Origin of the sequence: Pedobacter sp. (assembly GCF_965249885.1) — a bacterium.
Taxonomy (GTDB): domain Bacteria; phylum Bacteroidota; class Bacteroidia; order Sphingobacteriales; family Sphingobacteriaceae; genus Pedobacter.
This window is the reverse complement of sequence record NZ_OZ252254.1, coordinates 2,375,719-2,390,857: the sequence shown is the minus strand read 5'-3', so window position 1 is coordinate 2,390,857 and position 15,139 is coordinate 2,375,719. Positions and strand designations below refer to the sequence as shown.

Genomic DNA, 15,139 nt, shown 5'->3' with positions numbered 1-15,139 from the left:
AATGCAAAGTACTAAAAAGATAGACATCCGTTCATTAAGCCTCGAACAGTTGGCCCAACATTTTGCAGCTATGGGCGAACCTGCATTTAGGGCTAAGCAAGTCTATCAGTGGCTTTGGGAAAAATCTGCCCGTAATTTTGACGAGATGAGCAATCTGTCAAAAGACCTTCGTAAAAAATTGACTGAAGGCTATACGATCAATACGGTGGAAATTAGCAATGCGCAATTTAGCAACGACCATACCATTAAAAATGCATTCCGATTGCATGATGGAAACATTGTAGAGGGTGTACTAATTCCAACGGAAGAGCGAATGACTGCTTGTGTAAGTTCGCAAGTGGGCTGCAGTTTAACGTGTAAGTTTTGCGCCACTGGCTACATGGATCGTGTGCGTAATTTAAACGCTGATGAAATTTACGACCAAGTAGTGTTGATTGACCAACAGGCGAAGAAGAATTACAACATTCCGCTAACCAATATCGTGTACATGGGTATGGGCGAGCCGTTGCTTAATTATGCCAACGTACTAAAATCTATTGAACGCATTACGGCTCCAGATGGCTTAAATATGTCGTATAAACGTATCACTGTTTCTACCGCTGGTATAGCGAAGATGATCAAAAAGCTGGGCGATGATGGTGTAAAATTCAACTTAGCACTGTCGCTACATGCAGCTAACGACCAAAAACGTCACGAAATTATGCCAATTACAGAGCATAATTCTTTAAAAGCATTGGCCGAAGCGCTAAAATATTATTTCCAAAAAACGAAAAATCCTGTCACTTACGAGTACATCGTTTTCAATAATTTTAATGACGAAATACAGGATGCCATGGAATTAGCCAAATTCTGTAAGCACGTTCCTTGTAAGGTAAACCTTATTGAGTATAACCCGATCCAATTTGCGGATTTTATTAATGCCGAAGGTGATAAAATTGATGCTTTTGCCAGTTACCTAAAAAAGCAAGGCATTACCACTAATATCCGTCGTAGCCGTGGTAAGGATATCGATGCGGCTTGCGGACAACTAGCGGTGAAAGAAAAGAACTAGTTTATATTCATAGGAATATAAACTATTAGAAACTGCTATTTCTTACTCAAATAATCCGCATAAGCAAGCTTCAAGCCTTCTTCCAGTTCAATCCGATGCTTCCAACCTAAATTATGTAGTTTGGAAACGTCCATCAACTTTCGTGGGGTTCCGTCTGGCTTAGAGGTATCAAATACCAATTGACCTTCAAATCCAACGGTTTTTTTAACGGCTAAAGCTATGTCTTTAATGGTAAGATCTTCGCCCGTACCGATATTGATCAAATTAGGTTCACTATAATTTTCCATCAGATAGTAGCAAGCATCGGCCAAGTCATCGGCATACAAAAACTCACGCATGGGCGATCCAGTCCCCCAAATTACTACCTCCTTGCTACCATTACTTTTTGCTTCATCAAACTTTCTAATTAACGAAGGCAATACATGCGAATTTTCAGGGTGATAATTATCATTTAATCCATACAAATTAGTTGGCATCACCGAAATGAAATTGCATCCGTATTGATCTCTATACGCATCGCACATCTTAATGCCAGCGATTTTGGCAATAGCATAGGGCTCATTAGTTGGTTCCAATAAACCCGTCAATAAATATTCTTCCTTTAAAGGTTGTGGAGCCATTTTAGGATAAATACAGCTTGAGCCTAAAAACATCAATTTTTTAACGCCATTAAGGTATGATTGATGGATCACATTGTTTTGGATAGCTAAATTTTCATACAAAAAATCGGCTCTATAAGTATTGTTAGCTACAATACCGCCCACTTTCGCAGCCGCTAAAAAAACATAATCAGGTTTTTCTGAAGCAAAAAAATCTGCAACCGCTTGTTGATTTCTTAAATCTAGTTCACTAGAAGTTTTGGTAATGATATTTGAGTAACCCTCTTTTTGAAGTTTACGATAAATAGCAGACCCCACCATTCCTCGATGGCCTGCCACAAAAATTTTAGAACTCTTTTCCAACTTTACCTGTTTAAAAGCTTTTTCCTTTACGGATGATTGAATAAGGCTAAGAAGCCATAATTTTAGTAGGTCTACTTACTGCCATTTTTTTTACCGCAGAAATAATTGCCGAAGTATCATAACCGCATAAAGCCCATAGCTCTGGCTGTTCGCCATGTTCTACTACCTCGTCTGGAATACCAAGCCTAATAACATTTGCTTTGTAATTATGGTCGGCCATAAATTCTAGCACCGCACTGCCCATTCCGCCTTGCAAACATCCATCTTCTACTGTAACTACGTTGCTAAAACGTGCAAATACCTCATGCAATAATGCTTCGTCTAGGGGTTTTACAAAACGTAAGTCATAATGCGCTGGAGTAATTCCATCGCTAGTTAGCTCTTTGCAAGCTTCAACGGCAAAGTTCCCTACATGACCTATCGTTAAAATAGCTACATCTTCACCATCGCAAACCTTACGCCCTTTACCTACTTCCAATGTCTTTAATGGTCGCTTCCAATCTGGCAGCACCCCATTTCCACGGGGATATCGAATAGTAAATGGTCCCATATTCTCTTGCTGGGCGGTATACATCATGTTACGAAGTTCCTCTTCATTCATTGGCGATGCCACCACCATGTTTGGAATACAACGCATAAAAGCGAGATCATAAGCTCCGTGGTGTGTGGCGCCATCTGCCCCTGCTAAGCCTGCCCTATCTAAGCAAAAAACTACGTTTAAGTTTTGTATCGCTACGTCATGTATTACCTGATCGTAGGCTCTTTGCATAAAGCTGGAATAAATATTACAAAAAGGAACTAGTCCTTGTGTAGCTAAACCTGCGGAAAATGTAACCGCATGCTGTTCTGCAATCCCTACATCAAACGCTCTCTCAGGCATGGCTTTCATCATGATATTCAATGAGCACCCAGAAGGCATGGCAGGCGTAATTCCTACTATTTTCTTGTTCGCTTCGGCCAGCTCCACCATCGTATGTCCAAATACATCCTGATATTTAGGAGGTTGTGGTTTGTCAATTACTGGTTTTTTAATCTCTCCGGTAATTTTATCGAAAAGACCTGGCGCATGCCACTTAGTTTGATCTTTTTCTGCCAAGGCAAATCCCTTTCCTTTAACTGTTACGCAGTGTAATAGTTTAGGACCAGGAATATCTTTTAAGTCTTTTATAATAGCGGCTAAACGTTTAACATCGTGTCCGTCAACCGGGCCAAAATACCTGAAATTTAAAGCTTCAAACAAATTACTTTGCTTCAAAAGTGTGCCTTTAATGCTCTTTTGAATTTTCTTTACATATTTCTGTGCGTTAGGGCCAAGTTCCGACAGCTTGGTCAACACATTAAACACATCATCCCTAAAACGATTGTATGATTTTGAAGTGGTGATGCTTGTTAAGTATTCCTTTAAAGCACCAACGTTAGGATCGATAGACATGCAATTGTCATTCAAGATCACTAAAACGTTAGATTTTTCGATACCTGCATGATTTAAGCCCTCAAAAGCTAATCCTGCAGTCATGGCTCCGTCACCTATAACAGCTACATGTTGCCGATCTTTTTCGCCTTTGTAGTGGGAAGCTACTGCCATTCCCAGGGCAGCCGAAATAGAAGTGGAAGAGTGACCAACGCCAAAAGTATCATATTCGCTTTCACTAATTTTAGGGAAACCGCTAATGCCATTGATAATCCTGTTCGTATGAAACTGGCCTCTTCTGCCGGTCAAAATTTTGTGCCCGTAAGCTTGGTGTCCTACGTCCCAAATCAATTTATCGTAAGGGGTATTTAGTGCATAATGTAAAGCTACAGTAAGCTCAACCACACCAAGACTAGCACCGAAATGGCCGCCGTTAACACTCACAACATCAATAATATATTGACGTAACTCCTGACAAATTTGCTCCAGCTCCTGCTCACTGTACTTCTTTAAATCAGCTGGGTAATTTATCGTAGATAATAATGGCCCTGTTTTTACTTCCATGTAATGTTATAAAAGCACAAATTACGGCATTTTGTTTAATAATTTTAGTAATAATTATTTCAAATTAACTGCCTTATTTTTTCAATGTTAATGAGAATGACTTAGTTATGCACAACTATTCATTGTAATACCTAATTATTTGAGTATTTTTACCGAAAATACATAATTCCAATAATGAACAGAGATACTTTAGTTTTCGATTTAATTGACAAAGAACTAGACAGACAAGAGCACGGACTGGAGCTTATTGCTTCAGAAAATTTTGTAAGCAAACAGGTAATGGAGGCGGCAGGTTCAGTGCTGACTAACAAATATGCCGAAGGCTTGCCAGGAAAACGTTACTATGGGGGTTGCCAAGTAGTAGATGAGATTGAGAACATCGCTATTGAAAGAGCAAAAAAACTTTTTGGTGCCGCTTGGGTGAACGTACAACCTCACTCTGGTGCACAGGCTAACGCAGCGGTAATGTTGGCTGTTATCCAACCTGGAGATAAAATTTTAGGCTTCGATTTGTCGCATGGTGGGCACTTAACCCACGGTTCTCCGGTAAATTTCTCTGGAAAATTGTATCAACCTTTGTTTTATGGCGTAAAAAAAGAAGATGGGTTAATTGATTACGCTAAATTGGAAGAAGTAGCATTAGCAGAAAAACCAAAATTGATCATTTGCGGGGCATCTGCTTACTCTAGAGAATGGGATTATGCTTTTATTCGTAAGGTAGCTGATCAAATTGGCGCTCTTGTTTTGGCAGATATTTCACATCCAGCTGGCTTTATTGCTAAAGGATTGTTGAACAACCCACTGCCACACTGCCACATAGTTACTACAACTACCCACAAAACGTTGAGAGGTCCACGTGGAGGTATGATTATGATGGGACAGGATTTTGAAAATCCATTTGGTTTAAAAACACCAAAAGGCGAAACAAGAATGATGTCGAACCTTCTAGATATGGCCGTTTTCCCTGGAACCCAAGGTGGCCCTTTAGAGCATATTATTGCTGCTAAAGCAATTGCTTTTGGCGAAGCTTTAACTGATGAATATGGAGATTACATTAAGCAAGTTGGTGCAAATGCGCAAGCAATGGCAAAGGCATTTGTAGCCAAAGGTTATGGCATTATCTCTGGTGGTACAGATAATCACCTGATGTTAATTGATCTTAGGAATAAAAACATCACTGGAAAATTAGCGGAAGAAGCCTTAGGCAAAGCCGATATAACCGTGAATAAAAACATGGTTCCTTTTGACGACAAATCGCCGTTTGTAACTTCTGGGTTCAGAGTTGGAACCGCTGCTATCACTTCAAGAGGTTTTAAAGAAAGTGAAATGGCAGAAATTGTTGATTTAATTGATGAAGTGGTGACGAATCCGGAGAACGATACTGTGCTAAACAATGTAAAAGAAAAAGTTCAATCGCTGGTAAGTCGTTTCCCTCTTTATAAATAGTTATATTAGGTAAAATAAATTACCTTTTAATTACTTTATCATGTTAAATACACCTTCTCTAAGTGCAGAAGCCGAGGAGCAGCGCATTCAGGCGCTCTACTCTTATGATGTACTCGGAGAAGGTTTAAATAATGAGCTGGACAATCTGGTTAAGCTCGCCGCTCAAATTGCGTCTACTAAAAAATCTTACATTTCATTTGTAGACCAAGACTACATCGTCTTCAAAGCTTCTCACGGCTTAATTACCAAGCAACGGATCTTCGCTAGATTGGGTAGCATTTGCCAGTATGCGATGTACAGTAGCGAACTTTATCAGGTGGCTAACATCCGATTAAGCAAGGATTTTGAAGGCAGCCCACTATTGCAAGCTCAAGACAATATCATTTTCTATGCTAGCGTGGCTTTAGTTGATACTGATGGATTTCCGCTCGGTTGTTTATGTGTGGTGGACGATGAGGAAAAACTCTTGAACCCGGCACAGGCCGAAGCACTTCAAACGCTTTCCCAACAGATCATCACCCATCTTTCGCTTAGACGAAAAAACCTTCAATTGGAAGCTCAAACAAAACGCTCTGAAGAGTTCATTAACGTTTTTGATGCATCCCCAGAAATCCACTGTATTTTAAATCGCAACGGCGACATTCTTTTTACGAATCAGGCTGCATATAATATGCTTGGCTACGAGATCACCGAAGTACTGGGCAAAAGCATGTGGAGCTTCTGTTATAGAGAAGATGTTCCTCGAATCATTAAATACATTGAAGATGGCCTTAAGAATGGACAAAAATTATTTTCTCTGGATTTTAGGGTCATAGACAAAAATAAAAATATAAAGTGGCTGAGCTGGAGCATGGCCTCCAAAGGCGATAGATGGTTTAGCCACGGCAGAGATATCACCGAAAAGAAGCGGATAGACACTGAACTACTCCATCTGTCATTGGTGGCTAGCAAGGTAAACAACGGCGTAGTAATTAGCGACGAGCATAACCGCGTAAGTTGGGCTAATGATGCATTTACATCCATAACAGGCTTCACACTAGAAGACATACAAGGGAAGCCTTTAGGAGATTTAATTAGAGGTCCTGAAACAGATTGGTCGGTTATAGAAAATGCCAGAAAATTAATTAAGGATAAAAAATCTTTTACAGTAGATATACTAGCTTATAGAAAAGATAGAAGTAAAATATGGCTATCCATTTATAGCACCATCGTTTTAAGCCCTCAAGGCGGTGTTGAAACCGAAATTGAGATTATTATTGACATCACCGACAAAAAAAATGCAGAGCAGGAACTGGAAGTACTTTCGACGGTAGCTAGCAAAACAAATACAGGTGTTTCCATTTGTAATCAGAATGGGGAAATAACTTGGGTTAATGAGGCACTGGAAAAGCTGATAGGCTATTCTGCAAAGGAACTTTATGGGAAGAAGTTGGGAGACGTACTATCCACCGCTGAAACCGATAGAAAGGTAGTATTAGATGCTAGGAATGCCTCCGAACGAAAAAAGTCTTTCTCTATAGAGGTTTTAGCACAAAAAAAGAACAACAATAAAATTTGGCTTTCTGTTGCTAACACGCCAATACTTAACGATAAAGGAATAGTAGAGCGCTACATTGAATTAATTGCAGATATCACTGAAAGAAAACAGGTAGAAAAGGACATTTTGTTAGCTAAAGAACAAGCATTGCAGCTTAGCGAGGCAAAGGAAATGTTTTTATCGGTAATGAGTCATGAAATAAGGACTCCTCTTAACGCTATCATCGGGATGACTCATCTTTTGCTAGAAAACAATCCTAAACCGTCGCAAATTGATGATTTAAATATACTTAAATTTTCGGGAGAGAATCTGTTAAACATCATTAATGATGTACTGGACTTTACTAAAATAGAAACTGGAAATCTCCACTTGGAATTTTCACCAGTTAACCTTCAAGTTTTATGTAATGATATCATTAGCTCTTTATATGTAAGCGCTAACAAACAGTTTAATCAATTACAATTCAACTTCGATAAAAACATACCCGAACTAATACTAGCAGATAAAACCCGACTATATCAGATTTTGATGAACTTGTTGGGTAATGCGATAAAGTTCACTGATCATGGCTTGGTAGAACTCACAGTTGGTGTTGTGAATGAAACTGCTAATCAAATCAGCGTTAAATTTGAAGTTAAGGATAATGGTATAGGCATTCCTTCGGATAAAAAGGAATATATTTTCGAGACTTTTACCCAGGCCAAATCAGATATTTCTAGAAAATATGGTGGTACTGGCCTGGGCCTAGCCATCACCAAGCGATTGTTAAACCTGCATCAATCAGAAATAATGGTGGAAAGTTCGGAAGGTAAAGGAACTACATTTTCTTTTACCATCAACTTTGAAAAAACTTTCGGAATACAGGAAACCGAGAAAGCCAAAAAAATACTTTTTGAAGGTAAGCGAGTATTGGTGGTTGACGACAATGAAATTAACATCTTGATCGCTAAGCGAATTTTAACTACCTGGGGCCTGCAAATTGATTTTGTATCGGACGGATATAAAGCGATCGAAGCTATCACTACCAAAAAATACGATTTAGTACTAATGGATATACAAATGCCCGGTATTAATGGTTTTGAAACCACTACAATTATTAGAGGGATGGACGATGAATATTACAAAAACTTACCCATCGTAGCACTTACGGCCTCTACCCTTGATAATGAAAAGAGCAAATTTAAAGAAAGTGGCATGAATGATCATGTACTTAAACCGTTTAATCCAAGCGAGATTAAAAAAGTGATCTCCAACTTTCTGGGGTAAAAGTAAAGGGCCGATATTCCGAGTGGAATGATCGACCCTTACCATCTAAATTAACGCTCTCGATATAATAAACGAGAAGCGTATCTAAAAAGTTTTCAGAAATATCAAAAAAATTATCTTTTTTCGTAACACCCTAATTCAGAGGGGAATATTCTTGCTACAGCCCTAATATCTTCCGTTAAATATCTGGTGAAATAGGGATGGCTTGTTAGATTGAGTCCTTTGTTAATCACTGGGCTGCCATCGTTTAACCTGTAGTTACCTTGACGTGGATTTTGAAACAGCGGATCGGTGTTAACGATGTTACCATTTCCACTGAAACTCGCTTGAGCTGTTTTAATCAGGTTATTTTTGATGTCTGTTGTAGTAACTGCATTAGTCTTCTTCTCTATCAAAAGTTCATCTTCCAAACTACCCCAAACGATGCTGTTGGTAAGCGTTACATTTAAGGCATTGTATTGCGTATTGCTTATAAAATCGGACAGAAAAACAGCCGAGGTACGCCTTGCAAAATTGAAGTTGAAAGCAGCAAAAGTGTTTTGGGCAAAATCGTACTTTCCTCCGCCAACGCCATAAATTAAGTATTGTCCGCAATTGTAAAATAAGTTATTGTAGGCTGCTAGATGCGTATGATATCCCAAAAAACCGACTACTTGCATATTTTTAACTATGGTGTTGGCAAGCACTAATTTTGGATTATTATTAGTAGATAATGAGTCGGCGGTGATTCCGGCAATGCCATTTTTAATAGTAGCATGGTTAATTACCGAATTTTTACTAGTGCTATAAAGATGTATACCATTCCATTGACCCGGCTCCTCCTCGTAAATACGTTCGGTTCTATCACTGGCGAATAAAATAGTGTCCGTTTTAGTGCCATTGGCTACAAGCGTTCCCTTAACATTTAGTGTGGATCCGCTGTGAAAAAGGATTTTACTACCAGCAGCTATGGTAAGCGTAGCATTTTCCGCAACCGTTAGGGAGTTATAAACGATATAAGGTAATTTACTATTCCAAGTGGTATTGTTAGTGATGATCGTATTGCGTAAGAAGATGGCGTTTTGTCCATAACATAAAAGTGGCATTTTTTCCCTCTTGCCATTGAAAAACATCAAAATGGAATCTTGTACTACGAAGGGCTGATTTTCTGCAGATGGATTAACATTTACCTTAACCAAAACGTTGATAGAATCTTTACCATTGATTTTGATATTTTTACCATCAACCATTTGCCGGCCATTTACATTAATGCTGAAAGGAGAATTTGCTCCACCGCCTACCTTAATCTCGTCAATATTGATAGCTTTATCATTATAATTGAAGATTTTAAACCTCCTTATAGTGGATCCAGTTGAAGTAAAAACGGTATCAAAAAGCACGCTGTCAGTAGAAAAGCTCAGCTTTGCATTTGGATCAAAAGTAATCTCTTCGTCCTTATTGCAAGCCGCAAAGAACAAGATAATTGAAGTTAATATGACAAGTAAATTTAAACTCTTCATTGTTCAGCGAAGGCTAATGCAGCAATACTTAATTTTCTAATCCCTTGAGCTAACAAAACATTTCCACACGCTTCAAGCGTAGCCCCGGTTGTGATTACATCATCAACCAGCAAAATGTGCTTGCCTGCTAACTCACTTATTTCAGTAACACCAAATACTTCTTGCATGTTTTCATATCTGTGATATCTGGCTTTTTTTGTTTGACTTTCGGTAGCTTTATTTCTATACAAACTTCTGACATCCATTGGCAAATCAAGCTCTTGGGCCAAACCTTTTGCAATATACTCACTTTGGTTGTATCCTCTTAATTTAAGTTTCTTTTGATGCAAAGGAACGGGGATAATCAGATCGATATCTTCATATACTTTATTGGTTTTCAATTTCGTTCCCATTAGTTGCCCCAGCTTAACTCCTACTTCCGTCTGGTTTTTATATTTTAGGCTGTGCATCAGCGTTTGAACTTTAGTACCTTTTTTAAAATACAGCATGGCCGTAGCAGCATATAAAGGCAAGCGTCCCCAAAATTGCTTAGCTACGGGGTTATCTTCGTAGAGATGAAAATCGGTTAGGGGTAAATCGAATAAGCAATGCGAACAGATGTATTGCTCTCCATGATAAAGTAGTTTTCCGCAACCATTGCATAAGGCTGGAAAAAGTAAATTAACTAAATCTTCGGTATAACGTTTTAAGGCAAACATTATACAAGATAAGCAAATTAATTTTTGTAGCGACAAGTCATAGCAAACCTATCAGCTCATCTACTTTTTATAAGCAACGTATGGGTTGTAAAAAGCCCGTTGGCCCTTAAAAATCGTAGTACAGATTTCTGAAACTAGTTCTTAAACCAAATGTCAACATTGCAGTATTGTTTTGAGCTAAGCTATTTTTTTCTTGCCTCAATAAGCCGCCCAACTCTAGTCTTAAATTGTATTTTGGATTAAGAAGGTAAGCAACTTTGCCTTGAAAGATTAACAAATCGGTAGAAATGCCCTGTCCTATGTGGCTACCGTACTCTACACTTTTAGAATTGTAGCTTTTGAAGATATCTTTACCAAAATTAGCTCCAGTAGGATCTAAACCATAATTGGCATACAGTGCTTGTCCTTGAAAATCGAAGCGTTTAAAACTATAATTTAGCAAACCAAGCATTTCTCTAAAATTGGCTCCAAAAGGGTGTGCTAAAGGCTGATTGAAAGCAGCGTAATTAGAAACGCGATCGAAATGTGCATACGTATAAGGACGAGCTGTATTAAACTCGGCCAAATAATTAAGATCTTTCACTTTAAATAAGTTTGAACCTCTTAGGCCAAGCTGCACTGCCCATTTATTTGCCCAATATCCGTTCCCAGCGAAAAATTCCTTTGCAGTAAACTCATCGAACATGAATTGTCCATAAAGCGCAGTACGCTCAAGCAACTCATACTTTACATTAAGGCCAAGTCGCATTTTATCGGGCGAAAAGAATTGCGAACTCTCCACTGGCCTAAGGAAAATAAATGGATGAACATAATTAAAATCAAAACCTCTTTTGCCCTCAGGTTCTGCATCTGCCCATGTTACCGCTTGAAAAAAACCGATAGAAAGCCTATTACTTACATTCCAGTCGAGATAATGCGCCGCCATCCACTTAGCCCTATCGCCCAAGCGCCTATCTATTGTAAGTTTAGGTGCGCCAGGATCCAGCATATAAGCATAAATGGTTTGATATTGGATACTGCCAAGCGTGGCTTTTAACCTAAAAAATGAATAATTAGAAGCTACATCAGACAACAACATGGACCGGTAACCGTCACCTATAAAATTTTTATCGTAGCCTAAAGCTAAATTCAGGTACTTATTGGGTGAGTATGATAACAATGCAGTTGCATAAGACCAATCCTTCGTATCTTTTTCAAGCTTGCCAAAACTTTGCCCAGGCACCACTTGGTTATTTACGATAAAATCATCCACGTATTTTGCAAACCGCCCTTGGTTTTCAAATCCATTTAAGTAAAATGAAAATTTGCTACCAATATTTCCTCCTACTTGAAAACCTCTGGTATTCAACCATGTACTGCGATCTCCTTTAAAATCTCTACCGAACTGTAAATCAGTTAAAAAGTCGACGTACACCTGGTAGTCGTCCGATTTAAATTGCAATAGATGTTCTTGAAATAACTTCCTGTGTACCCAACTACGTTTGTTCAACGTATCCGTGCCAAAGTTCATTAAGGAATCGTAAGCCGACTTCAGTTTATCGTCGTCTGCGTAAAATCCCCTAATTGAAGAGTGAAATTTTGATTTAGTATCATAAACAGACCCGTTCAGCTTCTGATATAACTGATAGTCATGCAAAATGTATTGATTTGCAGTGGACTGCGTTTGCTGGCTATTTGCCTTAAAAACAAAAAAGGCCACGAATATGGCCATAAAAATGTATAATTTCCTCATGTAAAATTAATCATTAATCACACCATCCAGCTCTTCAAACACCGAATTTTTGCTCTTAAATTCTACTACTAACTTCTTCATCGTTAAAACCACCTTCCTATCATCATTTAGATTGGCGTGGCCTATAAGCGTATAAATTTGTGCCTCAATTTCAGAAAAAACATATTCTCTAACCCTACCTATCATAATTTTTTCATGGTGGGTAGGCATTGTATTTTCATTATCATTAAGCAATTCCTCAAAAAGCTTTTCTCCAGGTCGCAAGCCTGAATACTGGATTTTAATATCTTGATTAGGAACTAAACCGGCTAGACGGATCATTTTCTTTGCCAACTCGACAATTTTTACTGATTTACCCATATCAAATACGTAAATCTCCCCTCCTTTGCCCATACAGCCCGCTTCCAATACCAACCTACATGCTTCAGGTATGGTCATAAAGTATCGCGTGATTTCTGGATGTGTTACAGTAACAGGACCACCTTTTTCTATTTGCTGTTTAAACCTCGGAATAACGGAACCGTTAGAACCCAACACATTACCAAATCGTGTTGTAATGAATTTGGTGATAGGTTTTACCTCCAAATCATTGATGTAGCTCAAACCGTTGCTAAAAATAAAATCGCTTTTTGCCAAAGAGTTATTAAGTGACTGCACATAGATCTCGGCAATGCGTTTAGAAGCTCCCATTACATTGGTAGGATTCACCGCCTTATCTGTGGATACCATAACAAACTTTTGCACACCATACTTCACAGACAAATCAGCGATCATTTTAGTCCCGAAAACGTTGTTTTTAATTGCTTCAGAAGGATTATCTTCCATCAACGGCACATGCTTATATGCTGCCGCATGATAAACGTAATGAGGCTTATACATCTCGAAAAGGTGAATCATCCGCTTTTCATCTGTCACATCGCCTATAAAAGCGTGGAAATTATTATTCTTGTGTGTCTCTTCTAGTTCTAGGTAAATATCGTGAAGTGCAGTTTCAGCTTGATCGCAAAGAATGATTAGGCCTACATCGAAATTAAGCAACTGTCTTACAATTTCACTACCGATAGAGCCTGCAGCACCGGTAATTAGTATCCGCTTGTCTTTCAATTGTTTCTGAAGCCCTTTAACATCTATCTCAATAGGCTTTCTGTTTAGCAAATCTTCGATATTAATGTTCTGAATTTGCGCTTTATTAAGCTTTCCTCCTTCCCATGCGTCCGCCGGGGGAATGTTCAATACAGCCACATCATTCTCCAAACAAACATCAACTATTTTATTCTTTTTTTCGGTCGGAATGGTGTAAGATGCAAAAATTACTTCGTCAACTTCATGTTCCTGTATTAGTTCTTCGAGCCGTTGTGCACTAAGAATTTTGATCCCATCAATGGCTTTGCCAACTTTCCTTTCGTCATCATCAACAAAAGCGATGATAGTTTTATTCACCTTACCATCATGATCGAAAGTACGCTTAGTGGCCAAACCTGCCTCTCCAGCACCGTAAACGATTACCTTACGCTTATCTAAATTTAAATTTTTGATATACATGAAGAAGTACTTAATCAGTACTCGATAAGTAATCAGGAGGAGGAATGAAGTAAGTAAATTTACAATTAATACCGATGTGGATATATACGGATGATAGCCTAATGCAGTAATAATGAAATTGATAAAAGAAAAAACTCCATTACTAATAATTACGACAAATAAAATTCTAAAAGTATCCTGGGCACTAGTGTACCGTATAATGCCAGCGTACGTTTTAATGTTAAAAAACACCACAACATTAATAACGGTAGTAATCAATATATTTCTACTAAACTCAACGAAATCTACGTTGGCAAGCACTAAATTAAGCTTTACGGCGTAGGCAATAGTTAAAGATAACAAGCAAATTCCCAGATCTATCAGAAAGATAATCCAGCGGGGTACGATATTGATTTTACCAAACAAAGCGGATAATTTTTTCTAAGGTACAACAATAATTAATTACCATCAACATAACTAACTTGCATTTGGCGTTAAAAGTTTTTTAAATCCTTCTAATTTAAACCGAATAAATAAGTAAAACGCTATGCACAAAGCTAATAAGCAACATGCGCTCAAAATATCAGTAACCGCAATTCTCAATAATAATATATTGATTAGCAATTGTGCCGATATATAAATACAAGATACCAAAATATGAGCGTATCCTAACTGATTAGAAAGATATTGATAAAAATGGCTACGGTGTGCTTCGAAAATATTTTCTCGTCTTATCTTTCTGAAAAGAACTGTAAAAGCGGTGTCGGTGCCATAAACTAGTAATAAGAGGATATACGAAAGATTTTGAGTAGTCAGTATTAACTCTCCAATGAAGAATACAATAATAAACGCGATGCTTACGCTACCTACATCACCAGCAAAACACTTTGCTTTTGTCCGGAAGTTAAAAAAGTTAAACACTAATAAAGCCAGGCCGACAACTAAAAGAAGTTCGCTAGAAGTAAAGCGAGTTACCTTTTCGTTAATGTAATACAACGTAATAATGGTTAATAAGCTATATCCGCCGGTAATGCCATTTATGCCATCCATAAAATTATAAGCGTTGATCGTAGCTATCACAAAAATCAAGGCGGCGAGTATCCAATACCAACTGATGCTGAACAAATCCCATTGAAAGAACAGCAATAATACTGATGTTAAATGTATGCCTAATCTAATTTTGTTATTCAGCGTTAAAATGTCGTCCAAGAAACTGATGGTAGAGATAGCCATTAAGCCAATAACGAAATAAACGTTTTCAAAACCATGTAGTATGGCATAGGCTAAAACTGACAAAGGAAAAATGACACCACCACCACGTATAGTAACCCTTGTGTGCGAACTCCGATGATTTGGTTTATCGATGATATTGAAACGATCTGCTATTTTGAAATAAACCAGCTCCAATACGATAAACAAAATAAAGTAAGAAATCAGTGAAGTATAAGACAT

The 15,139-nt window shown here is 38.1% G+C and carries 10 protein-coding genes; 3 read left to right on the top strand and 7 right to left on the bottom strand.

The window, feature by feature from the left end; all coding sequences use genetic code 11:
- Position 1: 1 nt before the first annotated feature.
- Positions 2-1,051: a dual-specificity RNA methyltransferase RlmN gene (rlmN, locus tag ACY2A0_RS10265; protein ID WP_461789363.1), complete on the top strand. Its 1,050-nt coding sequence runs from the start codon at positions 2-4 to the stop codon at positions 1,049-1,051.
- Positions 1,052-1,086: 35 nt separating this feature from the next.
- Here rlmN and fcl read toward each other — a convergent pair whose 3' ends face one another.
- Entirely contained in the window at positions 1,087-2,013 is a 927-nt protein-coding gene (gene fcl, locus ACY2A0_RS10260; protein ID WP_461789362.1) for a GDP-L-fucose synthase, read from the bottom strand.
- 46 nt (positions 2,014-2,059) lie between these two features.
- Positions 2,060-3,988 (bottom strand): 1-deoxy-D-xylulose-5-phosphate synthase, encoded by a 1,929-nt coding sequence (gene dxs, locus ACY2A0_RS10255; protein WP_461789361.1) that lies wholly within the window; start codon positions 3,986-3,988, stop codon positions 2,060-2,062.
- 174 nt (positions 3,989-4,162) lie between these two features.
- Between dxs and glyA the strand changes: the two genes are divergently transcribed.
- Positions 4,163-5,434, top strand: coding sequence for a serine hydroxymethyltransferase (glyA, locus tag ACY2A0_RS10250; protein ID WP_461789360.1), 1,272 nt, complete (start codon positions 4,163-4,165; stop codon positions 5,432-5,434).
- A gap of 40 nt (positions 5,435-5,474) precedes the next feature.
- Positions 5,475-8,237 (top strand): PAS domain S-box protein, encoded by a 2,763-nt coding sequence (locus tag ACY2A0_RS10245; RefSeq protein WP_461791439.1) that lies wholly within the window; start codon positions 5,475-5,477, stop codon positions 8,235-8,237.
- A 113-nt stretch (positions 8,238-8,350) separates the two neighbouring features.
- Here the strand turns inward: ACY2A0_RS10245 and ACY2A0_RS10240 are convergent, their stop codons facing one another.
- The 5 genes from ACY2A0_RS10240 to ACY2A0_RS10220 all read right to left on the bottom strand — a co-directional run bounded on the left by ACY2A0_RS10240 (position 8,351) and on the right by ACY2A0_RS10220 (position 15,139).
- Positions 8,351-9,736, bottom strand: coding sequence for a hypothetical protein (locus tag ACY2A0_RS10240; protein ID WP_461789358.1), 1,386 nt, complete (start codon positions 9,734-9,736; stop codon positions 8,351-8,353).
- Positions 9,733-10,434: a ComF family protein gene (locus ACY2A0_RS10235; protein ID WP_461789357.1), complete on the bottom strand. Its 702-nt coding sequence runs from the start codon at positions 10,432-10,434 to the stop codon at positions 9,733-9,735. Before ACY2A0_RS10235 ends, ACY2A0_RS10240 begins: the two co-directional genes overlap by 4 nt.
- Before the next feature lie 106 nt (positions 10,435-10,540).
- Positions 10,541-12,166 carry a gliding motility protein RemB gene (locus tag ACY2A0_RS10230; protein WP_461789356.1) on the bottom strand — a complete coding sequence of 542 codons (1,626 nt, stop codon included), beginning with the start codon at positions 12,164-12,166 and terminating at the stop codon, positions 10,541-10,543.
- A gap of 6 nt (positions 12,167-12,172) precedes the next feature.
- The gene (locus ACY2A0_RS10225; RefSeq protein ID WP_461791438.1) at positions 12,173-14,113 is read right to left on the bottom strand and encodes a polysaccharide biosynthesis protein; all 1,941 of its coding nucleotides are present in this window, start codon (positions 14,111-14,113) and stop codon (positions 12,173-12,175) included.
- Positions 14,114-14,164: 51 nt separating this feature from the next.
- Positions 14,165-15,139: an MraY family glycosyltransferase gene (locus ACY2A0_RS10220; RefSeq protein ID WP_461789354.1), complete on the bottom strand. Its 975-nt coding sequence runs from the start codon at positions 15,137-15,139 to the stop codon at positions 14,165-14,167.